A 22,258-nucleotide genomic window follows, 5' to 3' on the forward strand; every position below is an offset into this window, starting at 1 on the left:
GCGGCATGAACCGCTGAGCTGCGTCTATCGCCGCGATCTGCGACCTGCCTTCGCGCCGCCTCTCAATGCGCCACAATCGACGTGATGGCAAGTCCCGCCTGATCCGCGAGTTCCGCCAGGATCAGGCCGTCTCGCGGAAACGGTAGCCGACGCCGTAAAGCGTCTCGATCATGTCGAACTCGTTGTCGACCATCTTGAACTTCTTGCGAAGTCGCTTGATGTGGCTGTCGATCGTCCGATCGTCGACATAGACCTGCTCGTCATAGGCGGCGTCCATCAGCGCGTCGCGGCTTTTGACAACGCCCGGGCGTTGCGCCAGCGAATGCAGGATCAGGAACTCGGTCACGGTCAGCGTCACCGGCTCGTTCTTCCAGGTGCAGGTGTGGCGCTCCTGGTCCATGACAAGCTGACCGCGTTCCAGCGAGCGCGCCGGCGTGTCGCCGTTCTTCACCGTGCCCACGGCGCCGGCGGCCGCGATATCGCGGTTGGTCGCACGACGCAGGATTGCCTTGACACGCTCCACCAACAGCCGCTGGGAGAAGGGCTTGGTGATGAAATCGTCAGCGCCCATCTTGAGTCCGAAGAGCTCGTCGATCTCCTCGTCCTTGGACGTCAGGAAAATAACGGGCAGATCCGATTTCTGCCTCAGCCGGCGCAACAGCTCCATGCCATCCATACGCGGCATCTTGATGTCGAAGATCGCGAGGTGCGGTGGGCGTGCCACCAGCCCCTCGAGCGCAGACGCGCCGTCGGTGTAGGTTTCGACCTTGTAGCCCTCGGCTTCCAGCGCGATGGCCACGGATGTCAGGATGTTGCGGTCGTCATCGACAAGCGCGATGGTCTGCATCGTGTTCAACTCCGTCTTTTGATGTCCGGTGGCCGGATCCGCTTGAAACGGCGGCAACCGCGAGTCACGGCCGCGTTACATGAGTATAAAGGTGGAACAAATTGTGGCGAAGCGCAAAAGCGCTTGCGACGTCGCTCCCGGGACGCGGCGGAAACACGACGCAGAATGGCGCATTTCAACCGATTAAAAAAAGCATAAACTTCTTTAAATCGATTAATGTACTGAAATTATTACTCTTTTAGGATAGGCTATCTTGTTTTCAGAATTCCGGATCAGTATGTTCCGGCCAAATTCAACGCCGTCGGGCAAACACGAAGGAAGCTTGACCATGGAGCAGCTTGGCAGCCGCAACCCCTCGAACGGTCTCGAAACGATCGGCTTCTCCGACCTCTCGGTCGTTCGTTACAACTTCGAGGCAGCGGAGCTTTACGAAGAAGCCCTGCGCCGCGGCGAGGCGCAACTGACGGCGCAGGGCGCGCTCTGTGCGCGCACCGGTCAGCACACCGGCCGGTCGCCGAAGGACAAGTACATCGTGCGCGATGCGGCGACCGCCGGTGAGATCTGGTGGGACAACAACAGCGCCATGTCGCCGGAGAATTTCGAGCGCCTGCATCAGGACATGCTGGCGCATGCGAAGGGCATGTCGCTCTATGTGCAGGACCTGATTGGCGGCGCGGATCGGGAAAACGAGCTGCCGACGCGCGTCGTCACCGAATTCGCCTGGCACTCCCTGTTCATCCGAAACCTTCTGATCCGCCCCGAGCGCCACGCACTTGCGACTTTCGCGCCCAAGCTGACGATCATCGACCTGCCGAGCTTCAAGGCCAATCCGGCGCGCCATGGCTGCCGGAGCGAAACCGTCATCGCCTGTGATTTCACCAGGGGTCTCGTGCTGATTGGCGGCACGTCTTATGCCGGCGAGATGAAGAAGTCGGTCTTCACGGTGCTCAACTACCTGCTGCCGAAGAAATCGGTGATGCCGATGCATTGCTCGGCGAATGTCGGCCCGAATGGCGATACGGCCGTGTTCTTCGGCCTCTCCGGCACCGGCAAGACGACTCTGTCCGCCGATCAGAGCCGAACACTGATCGGCGACGACGAGCACGGCTGGGGAGACCAGGGCGTCTTCAACTTCGAAGGCGGCTGCTACGCCAAGGCGATCCGCCTGTCGGAGGCGGCCGAGCCGGAAATCTTCTCGACGACGCGGCGCTTCGGCTCCGTCATGGAAAATGTCGTCCTCGACGACCGGCGCATGCCCGACTTCGATGACGGCTCGCTGACGGAGAACACCCGCATCGCCTATCCGCTGCATTTCATTCCCAATGCGAGCAGGACCGGCACTGCGCCGCAGCCTCGCACCATCATCATGCTGACGGCGGACGCCTTCGGCGTGATGCCGCCGATCGCCAAGCTGACGCCGGAACAGGCGATGTATCACTTCCTCTCCGGCTACACGGCCAAGGTCGCCGGCACGGAAAAGGGCGTGACGGAGCCGGAGGCGACCTTCTCGACCTGCTTCGGCGCGCCCTTCATGCCGCGCCATCCGTCCGAATACGGCAACCTTCTCAAGGAGTTGATCGCCAAGAATGGCGTCACCTGCTGGCTGGTCAACACCGGCTGGACCGGCGGCGCCTACGGCACGGGCAGCCGCATGCCGATCAAGGTCACGCGTGCCCTGCTGGCGGCGGCGCTCGATGGCTCCTTGAACCGTGCTGCGTTCCGCTCCGATGCGAATTTCGGCTTCGCGGTACCGGTGTCGGCCCCGGGCGTCGACGACCGTATTCTCGATCCGCGCTCCACCTGGGCGGAGGGCGAAGCCTATGACGTCCAGGCGCGGCGGCTGGTCGACATGTTCATAGCCAACTTTGCAAAGTTCGAGAGCCATGTCGACGGCAGCGTGCGCGACGCCGCCCCCGGCCCGCGGCTCGCTGCCGAATAGAGTTCAAGCCCGTGATTCACGTGAAACCCGGCCCCTGCGGCCGGGTTTTCCTATGGGCGGCTCCTACCGGGCGCATGGGGTCGCAATCGCAGCAAGTAGATGCAATAGGCGAACGGAAAGCTGCTTCACACGTTTCCCTCCTTTGTGCGATAGGGGGTCATGGCAAGCGAACCGCTTTACATCAATGAGACGATCGTGATCGCCGGCTGGGAGCTGACGGAGCAATTCGTGCTGGCCGGCGGCCCGGGCGGTCAGAACGTCAACAAGGTGTCATCGGCCGTTCAGTTGTTCTTCGATATCCTGACGTCCCCGTCGTTGCCGGACCGCGTCAAGGCGAATGCGCTGAAGCTTGCCGGCCGCCGCGCCTCCAAAGACGGCGTGCTGATGATCGAGGCCAATCGCTTCCGCAGCCAGGAGCGCAATCGGGAGGACGCGCGCGAAAGACTGAAGGAACTGATCTTGAAGGCGGCCGCGCCGCCGCCTCCACCGCGCAGGAAGACAAAGCCGACGCGCGGGTCAGTCGAGAGGCGGCTGAAGGAGAAATCCGGTCGCGCGGAGATCAAGAGGCTGCGCACCCGGCCGGAAGGCGACTGAGGCGCCGACCCTCTTTCGGGCGCGGCGACAAGCGGCGCTGTAGTCCGGGCCGCACAAGGAAAGACCCCGATGCAGGTGCTGCCGAAAGGCGTCAGGCATATTCCCGGCTTTCTCGACCGCAGCCGGCAGGAGCAACTGGTCGAAGCGATCCGCGATGTCGTCGCCGAAGCGCCGCTTTATAGGCCGGAAATGCCGAGGACGGGTAAGCCCCTGTCGGTGCGGATGACCAATTGCGGCGCGCTCGGCTGGGTGACGGATCGCGAAGGCGGCTATCGCTATCAGGCGAAACATCCGCAGACCGGATGCCCCTGGCCGCCAATGCCGTATCTGCTCCTGGAGATCTGGCGCGCAGTTTCGGGGAGCGACAAGGCGCCCGAGGCCTGCCTCGTCAACTTCTATTCGGCCGACGCCCGCATGGGCCTGCATCAGGATCGGGACGAACTCGACCTCGAGACTGCGGTCGTGTCGATCTCGCTCGGGGACAGCTGCCTGTTCCGCGTCGGCGGCAAGAGCCGCGACGGCCAGACCATGTCCTTCAAGCTCGAAAGCGGCGATGTCGTCGTGCTCGGCGGCGAGGGCCGCCTCGCTTTCCATGGCGTCGACCGCATCTATCCGAATACTTCGACCTTGCTCAGGAACGGCGGCCGCCTCAATCTGACGCTCCGGCGGGTGAATCCGTAATCATTGCCCGGGAATTACTCCTCCCCAGCACAAAAACGGGGGGAGGGGCTGTCGTGCCCGCCGCGGCCGACTGCCCTTCTCAAAGGGGTTGAACTTTTCTCAAAGGGGTTGAACTTGTCTCACGGGCAACAAGGACCGGGGAAGGTGCCGCAGGTTAACCCCTCCCACCTGTGGGGACGGGTTGGGCAGGGTCTTTTCCCAAGAGAGAGAGATAGAGAGGCGCTAACTACAGCTTCCTCAACGCCACCGTTTGCGTGAGGTGGTTTTGTCCCTTCTGCAGAATGAGATCCGCGCGCGGCCGCGTCGGCAGGATGTTTTGGTGGAGGTTTTTCAGGTTGATGTTGTGCCAGAGCCCTTCGGCGATCGCCAGGGCCGCCTCCTCGCTGATCGTCGCATAGCGATGGAAGAAGGACTGCGGGTTCTGGAAGGCCGTCTCGCGCAGGCGCATGAAGCGACTCACATACCAGTTGTGGATGAGACTTTCCTCGGCATCGATGTAGATGGAGAAGTCGAAGAAGTCGGACACCATCGGCACGATCTTGCCGTCGGCGGGCAGATCGCGCGACTGCAGCACGTTGATCCCCTCGAAGATCAGGATATCCGGCCGGTCGATGATCTGGAACTGGTCGGGAACGACGTCATAGGTGAGATGCGAATAGGTCGGCGCCATGACATTCGGCCGTCCGGCTTTAATCGCGGAGAGGAAGCGAAGCAGTGCGCCGATGTCGTAGCTCTCCGGGAAACCCTTGCGATCCATGAGGTTTTCCCGCTGCAGGAACGCATTGGGGTAGAGAAAGCCATCGGTGGTGATGAGATCGACCTTCGGGCTCGAGGGCCAGCGGGCGAGCAGCTCGGCAAGGATGCGGGCGGTCGTCGATTTGCCGACGGCAACCGAGCCGGCAATGCCGATGACGAAGGGGGTCTTCGTCTCGTCCGACATGCTGAGGAAGCGCTTGCGCTGCTGGAACAGGATCTGTGACGCCTCGACATGCGCGGAAAGAAGCCGGGACAATGACAGGTAGATGCGGCGCACCTCTCCGAGATCGACGGGGTCGTTGAGCGAGCGCAGCCGCTGCACCTCGTCGGCCGTCAGCGTCAGCGGCGTATCGGCGCGGAAGCGCGACCATTCCTCAGCGGAGAAGACGTGGTAGGGCGAATATTCGCCCCCCTGTAGATTGCCCGGAATGTCTGCCGGTTCGATGTCTTTCGCGGCGATGCTCATGGATTCTGCCGGTTTGCCTTTTCCTGCAGGCCGGATTGTCCGGTCCGGCTGGCAAGTTCACTCATCACATCCTGCAACGGGACGGCGGCGATATTCAATACGACCATAAGATGATAGAGGAGATCGGCACTCTCATCGATCAGATTTTCGCGGTCGTTCGTCAACGCCGCGATGACCGTTTCGACCGCTTCCTCTCCGAGTTTCTTTGCCGCCTTGCGCTGGCCGCCGGCGACCAGTTTGGCGGTCCAGGAGTCCTCCGCCGCCGCCTTGGCGCGGGTCGCGACAATCCGTTCGAGGTCGGAGAGCGTGAATTCGGTCATGACGGGCTCCTTTGGGTTAGTCGAGCCGCATGGCGATGCCATGCTCGGCCATGTAGCGCTTGGCTTCGCCGATGCTGTAGGTGCCGAAGTGGAAAATGGACGCCGCAAGCACGGCCGTCGCATGGCCGTCGCGGATGCCTTCGACGAGATGGTCGAGCGTACCGACGCCGCCCGAGGCGATGACCGGCGCACGCACGGCATCCGCAATCGCGCGCGTCAGCGGGATGTCGTAACCGGCTTTCGTGCCGTCGCGATCCATCGACGTCAGCAGGATTTCGCCGGCGCCGAGATCGACGACCTTGCGCGCGAATTCGATCGCGTCGATACCCGTCGGCTGGCGACCGCCATGGGTGAAGATCTCCCAACGGTCTTCCTCGCCCGGCGTCGAGACCTTTTTCGCGTCGATGGCGACGACGATGCACTGGTTGCCGAACTTGTCGGCGGCTTCGGCGACGAAATCCGGGTTCTTCACCGCCGCCGTGTTAATAGACACCTTGTCGGCGCCGGCAAGCAGGAGCTTGCGGATATCGGCCACCTGGCGCACGCCGCCGCCGACGGTGAGCGGCATGAAGCATTGCTCGGCGGTGCGGGCGACGACGTCGAAGATCGTCTCGCGATTGTCGGAGGAGGCAGTGATGTCGAGGAAGCAGAGCTCGTCGGCACCGGCCGCATCATAGGCTCTCGCCGCCTCGACCGGATCGCCGGCATCGATGAGGTCGACGAAGTTGACGCCCTTGACGACGCGGCCGTCTTTGACATCGAGGCAGGGAATTACGCGGGCTTTCAGGGTCATGGGTTCATCCCTTTTCGCGCATCGCGGATCAGAGCCAGCGCCTCCTTCGGGTCGATCCGCCCGTCATAGAGCGCCCGCCCGGAAATCGCCCCTTCGAGCTTGTGCGCGTCAGGCTGTGTCAGCCGGCGGATGTCATCCATCGAGGCAAGGCCACCGGAGGCGATCACCGGAATGGAAACGGCGTTTGCAAGCTCCAGGGTCGAGTCCCAGTTGATGCCGGTGAGGATGCCGTCGCGATCGATATCGGTATAGATGATCGCCGCGACGCCGGCTCCCTCGAACTTTTTCGCGAGCTCGATCACCCCGAGTTCGGAGGCCTCCGCCCAGCCCTCGACGGCCACCTTGCCGCCCTTTGCGTCGATGCCGACCGCAACCCGGCCCGGGAACTTGTGGCAGGCCTCGATCACCAGCGCCGGGTCGCGAACGGCAACCGTGCCGAGGATGACGCGGGCGAGCCCGCGGGAGAGCCAGTTCTCGATATGCTCGAGCGCGCGGATGCCGCCGCCGAGCTGCACCGGATTGTGCGTGGCCTTGAGGATGGCGTCGACCGCGGTGCCGTTGACCGTCTCGCCGGCAAAGGCGCCGTTCAGGTCGACGACATGCAGCCATTCGAAGCCCTGCTCCTCGAAGGCGCGCGCCTGGGCGGCCGGATCGGCATTGTAGACGGTCGCCTGGTCCATGTCGCCGAGCTTCAGACGCACGCATTGGCCGTCTTTGAGGTCGATTGCGGGAAAGAGAATCATGGGTTCGTCCGATCAGAAGAGCGCCCGCGAAGCGTCACGGCTGCCAGCGCAAGAAGTTCGAGATGAGGGCGAGGCCGAGCGTCTGGCTCTTTTCCGGGTGGAATTGCGCGCCCGCTTTGTTGCCAGTGGCGACGAAGGCCGTCACCGGTTCACCATATTCCGTGACGGCAACCACATCCGCCGGGTTCTCGGCGGATAGGTGATAGGAGTGCACGAAATAGGCATGCAGGCCGTCTTCGCCGGTCGGAATGTCTTCGAAGAGCGCGTGTGCCCGGGTGAGCCGCAGCGTATTCCAGCCGATCTGCGGAATCTTCAGCGCAGTGTCCCTTGGTGTCATTTCGACGACATCGCCGGGGATCCAGCCGAAGCCCCGGGTGATCGTTTTTTCGAGACCGCGCGAGGACATGAGCTGCATGCCGACGCAGATGCCGAGGAAGGGCCGCCCGGCCGTCTCCACCGCCTGCGTCAAAGCCTCCTCCATACCGGTGACGGCGGCGAGCCCCTGGCGGCAATCCGCGTAGGCACCGACGCCCGGCAGCACAATGCGATCGGCCGAAGCCACCCGCTCCGGCCGGTCCGTCAGTTCGATCTCCGCGGCGATGCCGGCTTCGCGCGCAGCCCGCTCGAAAGCTTTGGTGGCCGAGCGCAGGTTGCCCGATCCATAGTCAATGATGGCGACCCGCATCAGCGCTCTCCATACGATTCAAAGAAGTCGGGGCCGGTGGAATTTTCCGTCCGTTCCGTCCCGGACCATTCGACCGACCGCAATGGCGTGGCGTTTTTGGAATGCGCGGTCGCGGTCGAGTAATAGATCCGCTCCGCCGTCGCGAGGTCCCGCGCCGGAACGATCCTGCGCAGCGTCCAGTCCTTGGCTGAGAGCAGCCCGGCTATGACGAGCGGCCCCTCAAGCGAGACCAGCAGGCTGAGCGCAAGGTGCATGAGGAGGGCCGGGACGAAGCCGCCGGGTAGAGTCGAGAAAGAGATCAACAGAATCTGCAGGACGGCAACCGGGATTCCCAGGAGCCATGCCCGCTTGGCGATCAGCCAGAGCGCGGGGAAGAAGAAGGCTGGCCAGGAAAAGCCGTCGGCGACGAAACGCGCCCTTTCATCGTCGGCGGCGGCACCGGGCGGGGTCAGGATGAGATAGGATGCCATGATCTTCAAACCAGTATTTAGCCGGCTCAGGCGAGCGTCCCCTTCGTCGAGGGAACGCGTCCAGCCTGGCGCGGGTCGATTTCGGTTGCGGTGCGAAGCACGCGGGCGACGGATTTGAAGCAGGTTTCGGCGATATGGTGGTTGTTCGCGCCGTAGATGTTCTGCACATGCAGCGTGATGCCGGCGTGCTGGGCGAAAGCCTGGAAGAACTCCCGCACGAGTTCCGTGTCGAAGGTGCCTATCTTGGGCGAGGAGAAGGCTACATTCCAGACGAGAAAGGGCCGGCCCGAAACATCGACGGCGGCGCGGGTCATCGTCTCGTCCATGGCTAGGTCGATCGAGGCATAGCGCGTGATGCCGCGGCGATCGCCGAGCGCCTTGGCGATTGCCTGGCCGATCGCAATGCCGGTATCCTCGACGGTGTGGTGGTCGTCGACATGCAGGTCGCCCTCTGTGCTGATCTCCATGTCGATCAGCGAATGGCGCGCAAGCTGATCCAGCATGTGATCGAAGAAGCCAACCCCGGTCGTGACCTTCGACGCGCCCGTTCCGTCGATATTGACGGAGACGGAAACGTCCGTTTCGTTCGTCTTTCGCGAAACCTGGCCGGTTCGGCTGGGCATGACGTCTGCCATCAGGCTCTCCTGTCTGCGCTCGACCCCGAAAAGTGCACAAGAGGCAACGGAGCGTGCAGCGATTCAATGTGGTACATCGACCTTTGCGCGTCTGATAGGACGCGCGTCGCTGTAAGAGCCGCTCCATATCAGGCGGGGCGCGAAATATCCAGAACTGCAACGGAAATTCGATCGGCCCAGGCCCGGATGCAAAGCCAGGGAGGGAATGGCGGGGCGGCGCATTTGCAATTGTGGCGAGCCGACTTACATAGGCCCCAAGCAACCAGGCCCGGGTCGGGCTGCAACGCCCCGGATCCGCGGGGCCAACAGGTAGTTTCACATGAGCGAACACAATCCCTACGGAACGATGCACGCGACCACCATCATCACGGTGCGCAAGGGCGGCAAGGTGGTGATGGCCGGCGACGGCCAGGTCAGCCTTGGCCAGACGATCATGAAGGGCAATGCGCGCAAGGTCCGTCGTCTCTTGAAGGGCGACGTGATTGCCGGCTTCGCCGGCGCAACGGCGGATGCCTTCACGCTTCTCGAGCGCCTGGAAGCGAAGCTCGAACAATATCCCGACCAGCTGATGCGTGCGGCCGTGGAACTTGCCAAGGATTGGCGCACCAGCAAGTATCTGCGGAACCTCGAGGCCATGATGCTGGTTGCCGACAGATCGTTGACGCTGGCGATTACCGGCAACGGCGACGTGCTCGAGCCGGAGCACGGGACGATCGCCATCGGTTCGGGCGGGAATTACGCGCTTGCGGCTGCGCGCGCCCTGATGGACAGTGACAAATCTGCGGAAGAGATTGCCCGGCGCGCACTGGAAATCGCCGGCGATATTTGCGTCTACACCAACCACAGCATCGTTGTGGAGACACTGGATGCCGACTGACCGGGCAGAGGTGAGTTTCGAGCCGATGGCCGAGCGCCACCTGCCGATGCTCCTTGCCTGGCTGTCGGAGCCGCATGTCCGCCAATGGTGGGGTGACCCGGATGTGGAACTCGGATTGATCCGCGACGGTTGTGAGACGGGAGAGGTCGATGGTTTCATCTTCCATATCGAAGGTGAACCGGCCGGTTACATCCAATCCTGGATCCCCTCGCAATATGACGACGAAGCCTGGGCGGGCGAACTTTCGGCCGACACGTCCGGCGTCGACATCTTCGTCGGCCCGCCCGAAATGACCGGCAAAGGCGTTGCCGCGCTCGCGCTCCGTTCCTTCGCGGCTAGGCTGTTCGAGAAAGGTGCCGAGCGTATCGTTATCGACCCGGATGCCGGCAACCACCGCGCGGTCAGAGCCTATACGAAGGCCGGTTTCGTACCCTTCGGCGAATGGATAGACGAGTCCGGCCGGACCCTCCTGATGGAGCTGACGCGGACCGAGTTTGAGAGGAATTGATGACCAACTTTTCACCCAGAGAAATCGTGTCGGAGCTCGACCGCTACATTATCGGCCAGAAGGACGCGAAGCGCGCGGTGGCGATCGCCCTGCGCAACCGCTGGCGCCGGCAGCAGCTCAGCGACGAGCTGCGCGACGAGGTCATGCCGAAGAACATTCTGATGATCGGCCCGACCGGCGTCGGCAAGACCGAGATTTCCCGCCGCCTTGCCAAGCTCGCCGGCGCCCCCTTCATCAAGGTGGAGGCCACCAAGTTCACCGAGGTCGGCTATGTCGGCCGGGACGTCGAGCAGATCGTGCGCGATCTTGTGGAGGTCGGCATCGCGCTCGTGCGCGAGAAAAAGCGGGCCGAAGTGAAGGCGAAGGCGCACCAGAATGCGGAAGAGCGGGTGCTGGATGCGCTCGTCGGCGCGACGGCTTCCCCGGCGACGCGCGATTCCTTCCGCAAGAAGCTGCGTGCCAACGAGCTCGACGACAAGGAGATCGAGATCGATATTGCCGACGCGGGCATGCCGGGCACGCTGGAGATTCCAGGCATGCCAGGTGCCAATATCGGCGTGTTGAACCTGTCGGAAATGTTCGGCAAGGCGCTCGGCGGCAGGACGAAGAAGGTCAAGACGACGGTCAAGGAATCTTACGGGATCCTGATCAACGACGAATCCGACAAGCTGCTCGACACTGAGCAGATCCAGCGTGAGGCGGTCGCCTCGGCTGAAAACGACGGTATCGTCTTCCTCGACGAGGTCGACAAGATCGCGGCCCGCGAGGGCGGCTTCGGCGCCGGCGTTTCGCGCGAAGGCGTCCAGCGGGACCTGCTGCCTCTGGTCGAAGGCACGACGGTCGCGACGAAATACGGGCCGGTGAAGACGGACCATATCCTCTTCATCGCGTCCGGCGCTTTTCATGTTTCGAAGCCGTCGGATCTGCTGCCGGAACTGCAGGGCCGTCTGCCGATCCGGGTCGAGCTGCGTGCTTTGACCAAGGAGGACTTCCGCCGCATCCTGACGGAAACCGAGGCCAGCCTCATCCGCCAGTACAAGGCGCTGCTCGAGACGGAGGGCGTGGTCCTGGACTTCACCGAGGATGCGATCGACGCGCTTGCGGAAGTCGCCGTCCAGCTGAACGCCAATGTCGAGAATATCGGCGCCCGCCGGCTGCAGACGGTGATGGAGCGCGTCCTGGACGACATCTCCTTCGACGCGCCGGATCGCGGCGGTCACACCATGATGATCGACGCGGAATATGTCCGCAAACATGTGGGCGACCTTGCGGCCAACACCGACCTGTCGCGCTACATTCTGTGACCTTTCTGCCGGCTTTCAGCGAAAAGCCGCTCATCGCTCGATGGTACGGGCGCCGGCCACTCGACAGGCGCCCGCATTTTTTCTAGAGCGAAGGCGATCAGCCGGAACAGGGCATGATTCCGACATTATTCTGCCTTACGCGGCCCGCGCCGACCGGATCGGGTCCCTCCGGGAAAGAAGTTCACAGGAATACAGATCGTGCGTCTCACCGCTTGTCTTTTCGCCATCGCCACGCTTTGCTTCGCCGTCGCCAAGCCGGCTGTGGCCGAGATCCGCATGGTGCCCGAAGGCAACCGGCATGCAGAGCAGCCGGACGTTCCCGGCGCCTCCGTTCGCCGCACCAGGGCAGGTCGAACCTCTTTCGACGCGAAGTACGAGAAGGTGCGCGATCTCCTCGCCTCCGACCGCAACCTGATCGCCAAGATCACGCAGATTTCGGCGGCCTACGGCATAGCGCCCATTCACATGATCGGCGCCATCGTCGGCGAGCACACCTATAACGTCGACGCCTATGACCGCCTGCAGGCCTATTACGTCAAGGCGGCCGCCTATGCCGGCAACAGCTTCCACTTCGGCTATAACGGTGAGTCGATCGGCGAATTCGTCCAGCGCTCGCAATTTGGTGCATGCGCGGACAAGAAGACCTCCTATGCGCTGTGGAGCTGCCGCGAGGCGGTATGGGAACGCGAGTTCCGTGGCCGCGTCGTCGTCGGCAAGGCCTTCCCGAACAATCGCTTCAGTGCGGTGTTCTTCCAGCCCTTCTTCGCCGGCCAGACCTTCGGCCTCGGCCAGATCAACCCGCTGACGGCGTTGAAGCTGACGGACATGGTGTCGCGCGTTTCCGGATATCCCCGGCTTGACGAAAGCAACGCGGCCAGCGTCTACGCGGCGATCATGGACCCCGACGTCTCGCTCGCCTACATGGCCGCAAGCATCCGCCATTCGATCGACGTCTATCGCTCGATCGCCGGCGTTGACATCTCCAACAATCCCGGGATCACGGCAACGCTCTACAATGTCGGCAATCCGGATGGGCGCGCCACGGCCCTTGCTGCGAAGAATGCGGACGGCGAGGTGCATTGGCCGGAAGAAAACTACTACGGCTGGCTCGTTAACGACCGGCGCGCGGAGCTCGAAGCGCTGCTCTGAGCCGGACCGCGCCGCGACCGGCGCCGTCAGCGTGCTTCACGTGAAACCGGCCCTTGATTGCGCCGCCAAAAGCTGAAACGCTGACAAAGCCCGCACGTCTGCTCAGACGCGCGAAGGCTGCTGCAGCACCTTCAATTGCGGCAGTCGGCGATCAGGAAAGGCACCTCGTCATGGACACGCGCCCGGAGCCCTTCGAGCCGCCCGCGCCCGTCCCGCGGACCGGCATCCCCTCGCGACTGCAGATCATCCGCACTGTGCTTCGAAACCCGCTCGAGCTCTGGGGCGAGCCGTCCTACACGCTGCCCTGGATCGAGACGAAATTCATCAATCAGCGCACGCTGATCGTCAACGATCCCGGTCTCATCCGCTACATCCTCGTCGAGAACGCCGCCAACTATGAAATGTCGGAGGTGCGGCGGCTGATCCTCCGGCCGATCCTGCGCGATGGGCTCTTGACGGCGGAGGGGGAGGTCTGGAGGCGGTCGCGCAAGGCCATGGCGCCGGTTTTCACGCCGCGCCACGCCAAGGGCTTTGCCGGCCAGATGCTGCGGGTCTCGGAAACCTTCGTCGAGCGCTATGAGCGCGCCGCGTCGGAGCCCTTCGTCAGCAATATCGCCGTCGACATGACGGAACTCACCTTCGAGATCCTTGCCGAGACGCTGTTTTCCGGCGAAATCGCCGTCGAAAAGGAAGGCTTCGCCGCCAATGTCGAGCAATTGCTGCAGCGGATGGGCCGCGTCGATCCGATGGACCTCCTTGTCGCACCGAAATGGGTGCCGCGGCTGACCCGGATCGGCGGACGGAAGGTGCTCGACCGCTTCCGCGGCGTCGTCTCGGAGACCATGGCGCAACGCCGGCGGCGGATGGCGCAGGAGCCCGAAAGCGTGCCGAACGATTTCCTGACGCTGCTGCTGCAGCTCGAAGGGCCGGACGGCCTTTCGACCGACGAGATCGAGGACAATATCCTGACCTTCATCGGCGCCGGCCACGAGACGACGGCGCGCGCGCTCGCCTGGTGCCTCTATTGCATCGCCAATACGCCGGCCTATCGCGAGATCATGGAGCGGGAAATCGATGTGGTCTTCGCAAGCGGTGCCGATCCCGTCGACTGGCTCGGGCGCATGCCGCACGTGCTTGCCGCCTTCGAGGAGGCGCTCCGGCTCTATCCGCCGGCACCCTCGATCAATCGCGCGGCGATCGAGGAGGACGAGTGGACCTCGCCCGAGGGCGAGCATGTGGCGATCCGCAAGGGCATATCGGTGCTGATCATGCCCTGGACCTTGCACCGCCATGCGCTTTATTGGCAGAAGCCGCGCGCGTTCATGCCCGAACGCTTCCTTCCGGAAAACCGTGAAAAGATCAACCGCTTCCAATACCTGCCATTCGGCGCGGGACCGCGCGTCTGCATCGGTGCGACCTTCGCGCTGCAGGAGGCGATCATCGCCATTGCCGTGCTCATGCGCCGCTTCCGTTTCGATCCGACCGAGGCGACCGATCCTTGGCCGGTGCAGCGGTTGACGACCCAGCCGAAAGGCGGGCTGCCGATGCAGGTAACGCTTCGCGCGCGATAATCTCAGTGTACCTGCGACAGCGGATGTCCGTCACACGGTGGTCAAACCCGCCAATTTGTCCTATCACCGGCCGATCCCCTTCTCTCCCGGGCTCACCCGGCTCTCAACATGGACTGAGCAGAAATTGACCGCGCACCTTCTTCTCGGCATCGACACCGGCGGAACCTATACCGACGCCGTCCTTTTCAGCGAAGCAACGGGCGTCGTAGCCAAGGCAAAGGCGCTGACGACGCGGCACGACCTTGCCGTGGGTATTTCCGGGGCGGTCGAGGCCGTCCTGCAGAAGGCGCAGGCCCCGGTTTCGGCGATCAGCCTCGTCTCGCTCTCGACGACGCTGGCAACAAATGCGCTGGTCGAGGGACAAGGCGGCCGCGCCGGCCTCGTCATGATCGGCTTCGGGCCGGAAGACCTGAAGCGCGACGGGCTCATCGAGGCGCTCGGCTCGGATCCGGTTCTGTTTCTGCCGGGCGGCCACAACGTCCATGGCGGTGAGACGCCGCTCGACATGCGCGCGCTCGACGAGGCGCTGCCGCAACTCAGCCGGCAGGTGTCGTCCTTTGCGATCGCCGGCTATTTCGCCGTGCGCAACCCCGACCACGAGAAGCGCGTGCGCGAGCGGATCCGCGAGGTCTCGCACCTGCCGGTTACCTGCAGCCACGAGCTTTCCTCGAAGCTCGGCGGCCCGCGCCGGGCGCTGACGACCCTGCTCAACGCGCGCCTTGTCTCGATGATCGACCGGCTGATCGGCTCCTGCGAGGATTTCCTGAAAGCGCGTGGCATCGACGTACCGATGATGGTGGTGCGCGGCGATGGCGCCCTCATTTCCGCCGCCGAAGCGAGGCTGAGGCCGATCGAGACGATACTCTCCGGCCCGGCGGCGAGCCTGGTCGGCGCCAGGCATTTGACCGGTCTCGAAAACGCCGTCGTTTCCGACATTGGCGGTACGACGACGGATGTCGCCGTTCTCGAGGGCGGCCGGCCGCGGCTCGATGCGGACGGGGCCGTCGTCGGCGGATTCCGCACGATGGTCGAGGCGGTTGCGATGCGCACCTTCGGTCTCGGCGGCGATTCGGAAGTACGGATCAATGATCGCGGCCTGAAAGCAAAATTCGAGCTTGGACCCCGCCGTTTCCTGCCCTTGAGCCTGGCTGCCCATCTCCATGGCGAGGCGGTTCTCTCCGTACTGGAGAAGCAATTGCGCTCGCCCCATGCCGGCCGCCATGACGGCCGCTTTGCCGTGCGCACGGGCCTGCCCGATCACCTGGCGAGCGGACTTCAGCCGCAGGAGCAGGTCCTTTACGGCCGGATCCGGCAGGTGCCGGTGGCGCTCGCGGACCTGCTCGTCACCACGGCGCAGCGGGCCACCCTTGACCGACTTGTCGCACGCGGGCTGGTGCATATCTCTGGCCTGACGCCATCCGATGCCATGCATGTGCTCGGACGCCAGTCACAATGGAACGCCGAGGCCGCCCGTCTCGGTCTCGAGCTTGCCGGCCGCGGCAAGGACGGATCGGGCCAGCCGATCGCGACCTCGGCCAAGAAGCTTGCCGAAATGATCGTCGACCGGCTGACGCGGCAGTCCTCGGAGGTGATCCTGCAGGCCTGTCTCCATGAAGACGGCGCCGGAGCGATTGATCCGGCTGCTTCGCTTGCCGTCGACCGGGCATTGAAGCGCGAGCCCGGTATCGTGCGTTTCTCGATCCGCCTCGACCGGCCGCTTGTCGGGCTCGGCGCCTCGGCCCCCGTCTATTATCCGGCGATCGCCGATATGCTCGGCACCGAGACGGCGATTCCCGGGGAGGCCGATGTGGCGAATGCGGTCGGCGCCGTGGTTGGCCAGGTGCGCGCCACCGTGACCGTCTTCGTCACGACACCGGAGGAAGGTATCTTCGTCGTCAACGGTGCGGGCGTCAGCGAGCGGTTCCTCGGTGAGGAGGAGGCCTTCGAGGTTGCCCGCATCCGGGCCGAGGCGATGGCGCTGGAAACGGCGCGGGCAAACGGCGCAGAGCAGCCGGTGGCAACGCTCCGGGAAGAGATCGACGCGCCCGAGATGGAGGGCGGACGCAAACTGATCGAGGCGCGGTTCATCGCGTCCGCCAGCGGCCGGCCGCGAATCGCGCATTGCTGATCCGGTCAGGAAATAATTCTTAGAACTTTTGCAGAATTGACAGAGGACGAATTGATGAGAGACTGCGCCCGCCTGGATAGCGGGTGTGCGCGATCATTTTCCGCATGTATCCTGTTTTCAGCTATTGAGTGGTGATCGAGAATCGGGAGTTGCGGCATGGATCGCGTTGAGAAATTTGGCTTGAAGATCGATGCCGGACTGCACCGCTTTCTGGTCGAGGAGGCGATGCCGGGGACCGGTATCGAGTCCGAGCACTTCTTTTCGGCCCTGTCGGCTCTCATACACGATCTCGTGCCGAAGAACCGCGCGCTGCTCGCCCGGCGCGATGACCTGCAGGCTCAGCTCGATGCCTGGTATCGCGAGCACGGCGCCCCCGTCGACGTGGATGGTTATGAGGCCTTCCTCAGGAAGATCGGCTATCTCCTGCCCGAAGGACCGGATTTCTCCGTCTCGACCGCCAATGTCGATCCGGAGATCGCGACGATCGCCGGGCCGCAGCTCGTCGTGCCGGTGATGAACGCCCGCTACGCCCTGAACGCCGCCAACGCCCGCTGGGGCTCCCTCTATGATGCCCTCTACGGAACCGATGCGATTTCCGAGGATGACGGCGCCGAACGCGGCAAGAGCTATAACCCGGTTCGTGGCGAAAGGGTCATCGCCTGGGTTCGCGATTTTCTCGATGTGAGCGTTCCGCTGGCCGAGGGCCGTTGGAGCGAGGTAAGCGGGCTTGCGATCGAGGGCGCGGCGCTGGCGGTCACGCTGGCGAACGGCGCCAAAACTGCCCTTCGGGATCCGGCTCAACTCGCCGGCTATGTCGGTGCAGCGGATGCTCCGGCCGAGGTCGTGCTCTCCCGCAACAATCTGCACGTCGCCCTCATCCTCGATGAGAAGACGGCCATCGGCAAGGCCGATCCGGCGCAGATATCGGATGTCGTCGTCGAATCGGCGATTACCGCGATCATGGATTGCGAGGATTCCGTCGCCGCCGTCGATGCCGAGGACAAGATCGTCGTCTACCGCAACTGGCTCGGTCTGATGAAGGGCGATTTGGAGGAGGAGGTCACCAAGGGAGGCCAGACCTTCACGCGCAAGCTCAATCCCGATCGGGTCTATACGAGGCCCGACGGTTCAGCGCTGACGCTGCCTGGCCGATCGCTGATGCTGGTGCGCAATGTCGGTCACCTGATGACCAATCCGGCGATCCTCGACCGCGACGGAGGCGAGGTCCCCGAAGGCCTCATGGACGCGATGGTCACCGCACTGATCGCGCTGCACGACATCGGCCCCAACGGCCGCCGGGCGAATTCGCGCGCCGGCTCGATGTATGTCGTCAAGCCGAAGATGCACGGTCCCGACGAAGTGGCATTCGCCTGCGATATCTTTGCGCGTGTCGAGGCCGCACTCGGACTTTCGGCCAATACGATGAAGATGGGTATCATGGACGAGGAGCGGCGCACCACCGTCAACCTCAAGGAATGCATCCGCGCCGCGCGCGGACGCATCGTCTTCATCAATACCGGCTTCCTCGATCGTACCGGCGACGAAATCCACTCCTCGATGGAAGCCGGTCCGATGATCCGCAAGGGCGACATGAAGCAGGCGGCCTGGATTGCCGCCTACGAAGACTGGAACGTCGACATCGGCCTTCTATGCGGGCTTTCCGGCCACGCGCAGATCGGCAAGGGCATGTGGGCCATGCCGGACCTGATGGCGGCGATGCTCGAACAGAAGATCGCCCATCCGAAGGCGGGTGCCAACACGGCCTGGGTTCCCTCTCCGACGGCCGCGACGCTGCATGCGACCCATTACCATCGCGTCGACGTTGCCGAGGTCCAGGCGAGCCTCAAGAGCCGGCCCCGCGCCAGGCTCGCGGACATCCTCTCGGTGCCGGTGGCGGCGCGGCCGAACTGGACCGAGGAGGAAATCCAGCGCGAACTCGACAACAATGCGCAGGGCATTCTCGGCTATGTCGTTCGCTGGGTCGATCAGGGCGTCGGTTGCTCGAAGGTGCCGGACATCAACGATGTCGGCCTGATGGAAGACCGCGCGACGCTGCGCATCTCCTCACAGCACATGGCGAATTGGCTGCATCACGGCATCGTCACCGAGGCGCAGATCGTCGAGACGATGAGGCGGATGGCGGCGATCGTCGACCGGCAGAACGCCGCCGATCCGAACTACCAGCCGATGGCCGGCCGCTTCGACGAATCGATCGCCTTCCAGGCCGCCCTCGACCTCGTGCTCAAGGGGCGCGAACAGCCGAACGGTTATACCGAACCGGTGCTCCATCGCCGGCGCCTGGAACAGAAGGCGAAGCAGGGGGCGTGAAGAAGAGTACGGGCGGTTTCCGACCCGTCCCCTCGCCCCGCATCCGGGGAGAGGGCTAGGGTGAGGGAACATCTCTATTGCCGGCGACAGGTCGCAGCGGGGATGCCATTACTGCTGCACGATAACGCGTGCGCTGCGGCCCGGGCGAACCCGTGCATAGAGATCGATGATGTCCTGGTTCATCAGCCGGATGCAGCCGGACGACGCGGCGGTGCCGATCGAGGACCATTCCGGCGTGCCGTGCAGGCGGAAGAGCGTATCGCGCCCTTCCTCGTTGAAGAGGTAGAGCGCCCGGGCGCCGAGCGGGTTGCTGAGCCCCGGGCCCATGCCCTCCTCGACATATTTGGCGACTTCCGGCTTGCGTTCGGCCATCTCCTTCGGCGGATGCCAGGTCGGCCATTCCTGCTTCCAGGCGACATAGGCCTCGCCCTCCCAGGCGAAGCCGGCCTTGCCGACGCCGATGCCGTAGCGCACCGCCTTGCCGCCCGGCAGCACGTAATAGAGGAAGCGATTCGGCGTGTTGACGATGATGGTACCGGGGCGCTCCTTCGTCCGATACTCAACGATTTGTCGATGGAAGCGCTTGTCGAGACGGTCGATCGGGATCGCCGGCAAGGGATAGCCGTGGTCCTCGACCGCGCCATAATTGCTTGTAAAGATCTGATTCGTCGCCACTTTTTCGCCCTCGGAGGAGGAGCCGGCGGTGGACGTGGTTTGCGAGCAGCCGGCGATGAGGACAGTCGCCGCCAGACTGCACAAAAGGAGAGCGTTGCGGAAGCGCATGAGGGTCTCGTACAAGGAAGGGTAAGGAAGGACGGGAGGAGGGTGTCCGGCCGTCAGCTTATTTGCGATTGCATGGTGCTTAGCAAGGGACGGAGGCGCCGCAATTCGGCCGTAAAGTGTAAATTCCGCGACGATTGCTTTTTTGCAACAAGCGGCGGAGCGGCGCCTTGCGCCGAAGTCGAACGATGACGATTCTATCGATCCATGGCGACAATCCGCTCGCCGACGGGCGCCAGTCGGAGCGGGCATTGAAGGTGCGCCGCGGCGTGCAGCGCCTGCTTGCCGATATGCGTCATGCCGTGCTGCCGGAACTGACCCTCGCGAGTGGCCGGCGGGCGGACCTCATCTCGCTGTCTGCGAAGGGCGAGATCTGGATCGTCGAGATCAAGACCTCTATCGAGGATTTTCGCGTCGACCGCAAATGGCCGGACTACCGGCTGCATTGCGACCGGCTGTTCTTTGCGACTCATGCGGAGGTGCCGCTCGACATCTTTCCGGAGGAATGCGGGCTCATGCTTTCCGACGGCTACGAAGCACATATGCTGCGCGACGCCCCCGAACATCGCCTGGCCGCCGCGACGCGCAAATCGGTCACCCAGGCCTTTGCCCGGGTGGCGGCACAGCGCCTGATGCTCGCCGAATGGGCTGCGGAGAGAAACGGCGAACTCGGCGAATCGATTCGCGGCATCGTCGCCGGCAGCCGTGATGTGGAAACCTGATTATTTCGGCGCCCGCTTCGCCAGGATGCGCTGCAGCGTGCGGCGGTGCATGTTGAGGCGCCGCGCGGTTTCCGAGACGTTGCGCTCGCACATCTCGTAGACGCGCTGGATATGTTCCCAGCGGACGCGGTCGGCCGACATCGGGTTTTCCGGCGGCTCGACCCGCTCGCCTGAACGCTGCACCAGGGCGGAGAAGATGTCGTCCGCGTCCGCCGGCTTCGAGAGATAGTCGACCGCACCGAGCTTAACCGCGTTAACGGCCGTGGCGATGTTGCCGTAGCCGGTCAGCATGATCATCCGCGTGTCGTCGCGGCGCCCGCGGATCGCCTCGATCACGTCGAGCCCGCTGCCGTCGCCGAGCCTCAGGTCGATGACCGCATGTTTCGGCGGCTGCGCCTTCGCCTTGGCGATGCCTTCGGCGACCGATTCGGCAATTTCGACCGTGAAGCCGCGTGCCTCCATGGCGCGTGCGAGCCGCCGCAGGAAAGGCCCGTCGTCATCGACGATCAGGAGCGTCCTGTCGGGCCCGATCAGCTCGGCATCCGACTGCGTGCTTTGTCCACCCGTTGATTTGTCCGTCATTCTTCAACCCTCGAGCCCTGCGGTCCCGTTGAAATTACGTGGTTTTTTCGCCCCTGTCTTCAATAATCCGCCGCAGATCACTTGGCCAGTTTCGTCTCCATCAGCGCGCGCGGCCATTCGACGCTGACGCGGGCGCCCGGATTGCCGTTCTCGAAGCGCAGCCGGGCGCCGGATCGCTCGAGCAGCGTCTTGGCGATAAAAAGGCCGAGCCCGAGCCCGCCGGCGCTATCTTCCTTCTGCCGCCGGGTGACATAGGGCTCGCCGATCCGCGCCAGGATGTCCGGTGCGAAACCGTCGCCGTCGTCCTCGATCGTCACCTTCACCCGCTCGGCGGTGTGCTCGACCGTAACGATCACGGCCTTCCGCGCGTAGTCGACGGCGTTTTCCAGAAGGTTGCCGAGACCGTAGAGGATACCGGCATTGCGGGCGCCGACGGGTTCGCCGGCGCGGTCTCCCTTCTCCACGAGCTTGATCTCGATCCCGAATTCGCGGTGCGGCGCCATCACCTCCTCGATCAGCGAGGAGAGCGGCAGAAGCCGCATGTGCTCCTCGCTTTCCGACGAGAGCGTCGTCAGCCGCTTCAGGATATCGCGGCAGCGCTCGCTTTGGCTGCGCAACAGGTGGACGTCCTCGCCGAAGCGCGGGTCGTCGCCAAGCTCCCGTTCCATCTCCTTGGCGACGACGCTGATCGTCGCAAGCGGCGTGCCGAGCTCATGAGCGGCGGCGGCGGCGAGGCCGTCGAGCTGCGACAGGTGCTTTTCGCGCTGCAGCACGAGCTCGGTTGCCGTCAGCGCTTCGGAAAGCTCGCTTGCCTCGAGCGAAACGCGATAGGTGTAGAAGGCGGCGAAGGCCGTCATCGAGACGATGGCAAACCAGATGCCGATCGTCAGGACGCTCGGCATCAGCAACACGGTTCCGGGATACCACGGCAGCGGGAAAGGGGAGAAGGCAAGGGCCGTGATGCCGATGACCGCGAAGCCCGCCAGAACGATGCTGTGCGGCTTCGGCTGCGAGGCAGACGAGATGATCACCGGCACGCAAAGAAGCGGCGCAAAGGGATTGGCAAGCCCGCCGGTGATGAAGAGCAGCGCCGTCAGCTGCGCCAGGTCGAGCCCGAGCAGCGCGAAGGCGGCCGGCGCCGTCAGCCGGTGCGTCGGCGGATAGCGCACCGTCAGAAAGGCATTGAGCAGCGCAAGGCTTGCGATCAGAACCGAGCAGGAAACGAGCGGCAGCGGGAATTGCAGCCAGAATGCCGTGACGATCACGGCCACGGCTTGGCCGCCCACCGCGAGCCACCGCAGCCGCACGAGCGTCTGGAGCCGCAGGCTGCGATTGCCGTTGAGATTGTCGAGTGCCATTGCCGCCATGCCGGTCCTTTCG

General features: G+C 63.8%; 22 protein-coding genes. 11 read left to right on the forward strand and 11 right to left on the reverse strand.

Features of this window, described 5'->3' with window-relative positions; genetic code table 11:
* Nucleotides 1–121: 121 nt before the first annotated feature.
* Nucleotides 122–847 carry a response regulator transcription factor gene (locus SJ05684_RS16345; RefSeq protein ID WP_034852584.1) on the reverse strand — a complete coding sequence of 242 codons (726 nt, stop codon included), beginning with the start codon at nt 845–847 and terminating at the stop codon, nt 122–124.
* Between the two features lie 328 nt (nt 848–1,175).
* On the opposite strand from SJ05684_RS16345, the gene SJ05684_RS16350 reads away from it, so the two are divergent.
* The 3 genes from SJ05684_RS16350 to SJ05684_RS16360 all read left to right on the forward strand — a co-directional run bounded on the left by SJ05684_RS16350 (nt 1,176) and on the right by SJ05684_RS16360 (nt 4,061).
* On the forward strand, nt 1,176–2,786 hold the full coding sequence (locus SJ05684_RS16350) for a phosphoenolpyruvate carboxykinase (protein WP_034852562.1): 1,611 nt from the start codon (nt 1,176–1,178) through the stop codon (nt 2,784–2,786).
* A 159-nt stretch (nt 2,787–2,945) separates the two neighbouring features.
* Nucleotides 2,946–3,380 carry an alternative ribosome rescue aminoacyl-tRNA hydrolase ArfB gene (gene arfB / locus SJ05684_RS16355; protein WP_034852561.1) on the forward strand — a complete coding sequence of 145 codons (435 nt, stop codon included), beginning with the start codon at nt 2,946–2,948 and terminating at the stop codon, nt 3,378–3,380.
* A 69-nt stretch (nt 3,381–3,449) separates the two neighbouring features.
* Nucleotides 3,450–4,061: an alpha-ketoglutarate-dependent dioxygenase AlkB gene (locus SJ05684_RS16360; RefSeq protein WP_034852559.1), complete on the forward strand. Its 612-nt coding sequence runs from the start codon at nt 3,450–3,452 to the stop codon at nt 4,059–4,061.
* A 226-nt stretch (nt 4,062–4,287) separates the two neighbouring features.
* Here the strand turns inward: SJ05684_RS16360 and coaA are convergent, their stop codons facing one another.
* The 7 genes from coaA to hisB are packed head-to-tail and all read right to left on the reverse strand — an operon-like array spanning nt 4,288 to nt 8,929.
* The gene (coaA, locus tag SJ05684_RS16365) at nt 4,288–5,283 is read right to left on the reverse strand and encodes a type I pantothenate kinase (RefSeq protein WP_034852557.1); all 996 of its coding nucleotides are present in this window, start codon (nt 5,281–5,283) and stop codon (nt 4,288–4,290) included.
* Nucleotides 5,280–5,603 carry a phosphoribosyl-ATP diphosphatase gene (locus tag SJ05684_RS16370; protein ID WP_034852555.1) on the reverse strand — a complete coding sequence of 108 codons (324 nt, stop codon included), beginning with the start codon at nt 5,601–5,603 and terminating at the stop codon, nt 5,280–5,282. The genes coaA and SJ05684_RS16370 overlap by 4 nt, the downstream gene beginning before the upstream one ends.
* 16 nt (nt 5,604–5,619) lie before the next feature.
* The gene (gene hisF, locus SJ05684_RS16375; protein ID WP_034852554.1) at nt 5,620–6,396 is read right to left on the reverse strand and encodes an imidazole glycerol phosphate synthase subunit HisF; all 777 of its coding nucleotides are present in this window, start codon (nt 6,394–6,396) and stop codon (nt 5,620–5,622) included.
* Nucleotides 6,393–7,139, reverse strand: coding sequence for a 1-(5-phosphoribosyl)-5-[(5-phosphoribosylamino)methylideneamino]imidazole-4-carboxamide isomerase (gene hisA, locus SJ05684_RS16380; protein WP_034852552.1), 747 nt, complete (start codon nt 7,137–7,139; stop codon nt 6,393–6,395). The genes hisF and hisA overlap by 4 nt, the downstream gene beginning before the upstream one ends.
* Before the next feature lie 34 nt (nt 7,140–7,173).
* On the reverse strand, nt 7,174–7,824 hold the full coding sequence (hisH, locus tag SJ05684_RS16385) for an imidazole glycerol phosphate synthase subunit HisH (RefSeq protein WP_034852551.1): 651 nt from the start codon (nt 7,822–7,824) through the stop codon (nt 7,174–7,176).
* On the reverse strand, nt 7,824–8,294 hold the full coding sequence (locus SJ05684_RS16390; protein WP_034852549.1) for a DUF2628 domain-containing protein: 471 nt from the start codon (nt 8,292–8,294) through the stop codon (nt 7,824–7,826). Before SJ05684_RS16390 ends, hisH begins: the two co-directional genes overlap by 1 nt.
* 26 nt (nt 8,295–8,320) lie before the next feature.
* Nucleotides 8,321–8,929: an imidazoleglycerol-phosphate dehydratase HisB gene (hisB, locus tag SJ05684_RS16395; RefSeq protein ID WP_034852548.1), complete on the reverse strand. Its 609-nt coding sequence runs from the start codon at nt 8,927–8,929 to the stop codon at nt 8,321–8,323.
* A 319-nt stretch (nt 8,930–9,248) separates the two neighbouring features.
* On the opposite strand from hisB, the gene hslV reads away from it, so the two are divergent.
* The 7 genes from hslV (at nt 9,249) to SJ05684_RS16430 (ending at nt 18,794) form a co-directional block, all read left to right on the forward strand.
* Nucleotides 9,249–9,806 (forward strand): ATP-dependent protease subunit HslV, encoded by a 558-nt coding sequence (gene hslV / locus SJ05684_RS16400; RefSeq protein ID WP_050979935.1) that lies wholly within the window; start codon nt 9,249–9,251, stop codon nt 9,804–9,806.
* A complete protein-coding gene (locus SJ05684_RS16405) occupies nt 9,796–10,314 on the forward strand; it encodes a GNAT family N-acetyltransferase (protein WP_034852546.1) in 519 nt (172 codons plus the stop codon). Before hslV ends, SJ05684_RS16405 begins: the two co-directional genes overlap by 11 nt.
* Complete coding sequence (gene hslU, locus SJ05684_RS16410; RefSeq protein ID WP_034852544.1) at nt 10,314–11,618, forward strand: ATP-dependent protease ATPase subunit HslU; 1,305 nt, start codon at nt 10,314–10,316, stop codon at nt 11,616–11,618. The genes SJ05684_RS16405 and hslU overlap by 1 nt, the downstream gene beginning before the upstream one ends.
* Nucleotides 11,619–11,816: 198 nt before the next feature.
* The gene (locus tag SJ05684_RS16415) at nt 11,817–12,767 is read left to right on the forward strand and encodes a DUF1402 family protein (RefSeq protein ID WP_034852542.1); all 951 of its coding nucleotides are present in this window, start codon (nt 11,817–11,819) and stop codon (nt 12,765–12,767) included.
* 170 nt (nt 12,768–12,937) lie between these two features.
* Nucleotides 12,938–14,338, forward strand: a complete 1,401-nt coding sequence (locus SJ05684_RS16420) for a cytochrome P450 (protein WP_034852580.1) — start codon at nt 12,938–12,940, stop codon at nt 14,336–14,338.
* A gap of 124 nt (nt 14,339–14,462) precedes the next feature.
* Nucleotides 14,463–16,466 carry a hydantoinase/oxoprolinase N-terminal domain-containing protein gene (locus SJ05684_RS16425; protein ID WP_034852540.1) on the forward strand — a complete coding sequence of 668 codons (2,004 nt, stop codon included), beginning with the start codon at nt 14,463–14,465 and terminating at the stop codon, nt 16,464–16,466.
* A gap of 156 nt (nt 16,467–16,622) precedes the next feature.
* The gene (locus tag SJ05684_RS16430; protein WP_034852538.1) at nt 16,623–18,794 is read left to right on the forward strand and encodes a malate synthase G; all 2,172 of its coding nucleotides are present in this window, start codon (nt 16,623–16,625) and stop codon (nt 18,792–18,794) included.
* A 108-nt stretch (nt 18,795–18,902) separates the two neighbouring features.
* Here the strand turns inward: SJ05684_RS16430 and SJ05684_RS16435 are convergent, their stop codons facing one another.
* Entirely contained in the window at nt 18,903–19,577 is a 675-nt protein-coding gene (locus SJ05684_RS16435; RefSeq protein ID WP_034852536.1) for a L,D-transpeptidase, read from the reverse strand.
* Nucleotides 19,578–19,762: 185 nt separating this feature from the next.
* Here SJ05684_RS16435 and SJ05684_RS16440 point away from each other — a divergent pair, with 185 nt between their 5' ends.
* Nucleotides 19,763–20,296, forward strand: a complete 534-nt coding sequence (locus SJ05684_RS16440) for an MmcB family DNA repair protein (RefSeq protein WP_050979934.1) — start codon at nt 19,763–19,765, stop codon at nt 20,294–20,296.
* Here SJ05684_RS16440 and SJ05684_RS16445 read toward each other — a convergent pair whose 3' ends face one another.
* Together SJ05684_RS16445 and SJ05684_RS16450 are read right to left on the reverse strand one after the other, a co-directional pair.
* Complete coding sequence (locus SJ05684_RS16445) at nt 20,297–20,878, reverse strand: ActR/PrrA/RegA family redox response regulator transcription factor (RefSeq protein ID WP_034852534.1); 582 nt, start codon at nt 20,876–20,878, stop codon at nt 20,297–20,299.
* 77 nt (nt 20,879–20,955) lie between these two features.
* The gene (locus tag SJ05684_RS16450; RefSeq protein ID WP_034852531.1) at nt 20,956–22,245 is read right to left on the reverse strand and encodes an ActS/PrrB/RegB family redox-sensitive histidine kinase; all 1,290 of its coding nucleotides are present in this window, start codon (nt 22,243–22,245) and stop codon (nt 20,956–20,958) included.
* Nucleotides 22,246–22,258 lie beyond the last annotated feature (13 nt).

This window comes from Sinorhizobium sojae CCBAU 05684, from assembly GCF_002288525.1.
Classification (GTDB): domain Bacteria; phylum Pseudomonadota; class Alphaproteobacteria; order Rhizobiales; family Rhizobiaceae; genus Sinorhizobium; species Sinorhizobium sojae.

Bases quoted from the DNA above. Each gene is read 5' to 3' on its own strand.
- hslV (WP_050979935.1), top strand. From the start codon at position 9,249: ATGAGCGAACACAATCCCTACGGAACGATGCACGCGACCACCATCATC.
- SJ05684_RS16370 (WP_034852555.1), bottom strand. From the start codon at position 5,603: ATGACCGAATTCACGCTCTCCGACCTCGAACGGATTGTCGCGACCCGC.
- hisH (WP_034852551.1), bottom strand. From the start codon at position 7,824: ATGCGGGTCGCCATCATTGACTATGGATCGGGCAACCTGCGCTCGGCC.
- coaA (WP_034852557.1), bottom strand. From the start codon at position 5,283: ATGAGCATCGCCGCGAAAGACATCGAACCGGCAGACATTCCGGGCAAT.
- SJ05684_RS16345 (WP_034852584.1), bottom strand. From the start codon at position 847: ATGCAGACCATCGCGCTTGTCGATGACGACCGCAACATCCTGACATCC.
- SJ05684_RS16360 (WP_034852559.1), top strand. From the start codon at position 3,450: ATGCAGGTGCTGCCGAAAGGCGTCAGGCATATTCCCGGCTTTCTCGAC.
- SJ05684_RS16435 (WP_034852536.1), bottom strand. From the start codon at position 19,577: ATGCGCTTCCGCAACGCTCTCCTTTTGTGCAGTCTGGCGGCGACTGTC.
- hisF (WP_034852554.1), bottom strand. From the start codon at position 6,396: ATGACCCTGAAAGCCCGCGTAATTCCCTGCCTCGATGTCAAAGACGGC.
- arfB (WP_034852561.1), top strand. From the start codon at position 2,946: ATGGCAAGCGAACCGCTTTACATCAATGAGACGATCGTGATCGCCGGC.
- SJ05684_RS16430 (WP_034852538.1), top strand. From the start codon at position 16,623: ATGGATCGCGTTGAGAAATTTGGCTTGAAGATCGATGCCGGACTGCAC.
- hisB (WP_034852548.1), bottom strand. From the start codon at position 8,929: ATGGCAGACGTCATGCCCAGCCGAACCGGCCAGGTTTCGCGAAAGACG.
- SJ05684_RS16350 (WP_034852562.1), top strand. From the start codon at position 1,176: ATGGAGCAGCTTGGCAGCCGCAACCCCTCGAACGGTCTCGAAACGATC.
- SJ05684_RS16450 (WP_034852531.1), bottom strand. From the start codon at position 22,245: ATGGCGGCAATGGCACTCGACAATCTCAACGGCAATCGCAGCCTGCGG.
- SJ05684_RS16440 (WP_050979934.1), top strand. From the start codon at position 19,763: ATGACGATTCTATCGATCCATGGCGACAATCCGCTCGCCGACGGGCGC.
- hslU (WP_034852544.1), top strand. From the start codon at position 10,314: ATGACCAACTTTTCACCCAGAGAAATCGTGTCGGAGCTCGACCGCTAC.
- SJ05684_RS16445 (WP_034852534.1), bottom strand. From the start codon at position 20,878: ATGACGGACAAATCAACGGGTGGACAAAGCACGCAGTCGGATGCCGAG.
- SJ05684_RS16420 (WP_034852580.1), top strand. From the start codon at position 12,938: ATGGACACGCGCCCGGAGCCCTTCGAGCCGCCCGCGCCCGTCCCGCGG.
- SJ05684_RS16405 (WP_034852546.1), top strand. From the start codon at position 9,796: ATGCCGACTGACCGGGCAGAGGTGAGTTTCGAGCCGATGGCCGAGCGC.
- SJ05684_RS16390 (WP_034852549.1), bottom strand. From the start codon at position 8,294: ATGGCATCCTATCTCATCCTGACCCCGCCCGGTGCCGCCGCCGACGAT.
- hisA (WP_034852552.1), bottom strand. From the start codon at position 7,139: ATGATTCTCTTTCCCGCAATCGACCTCAAAGACGGCCAATGCGTGCGT.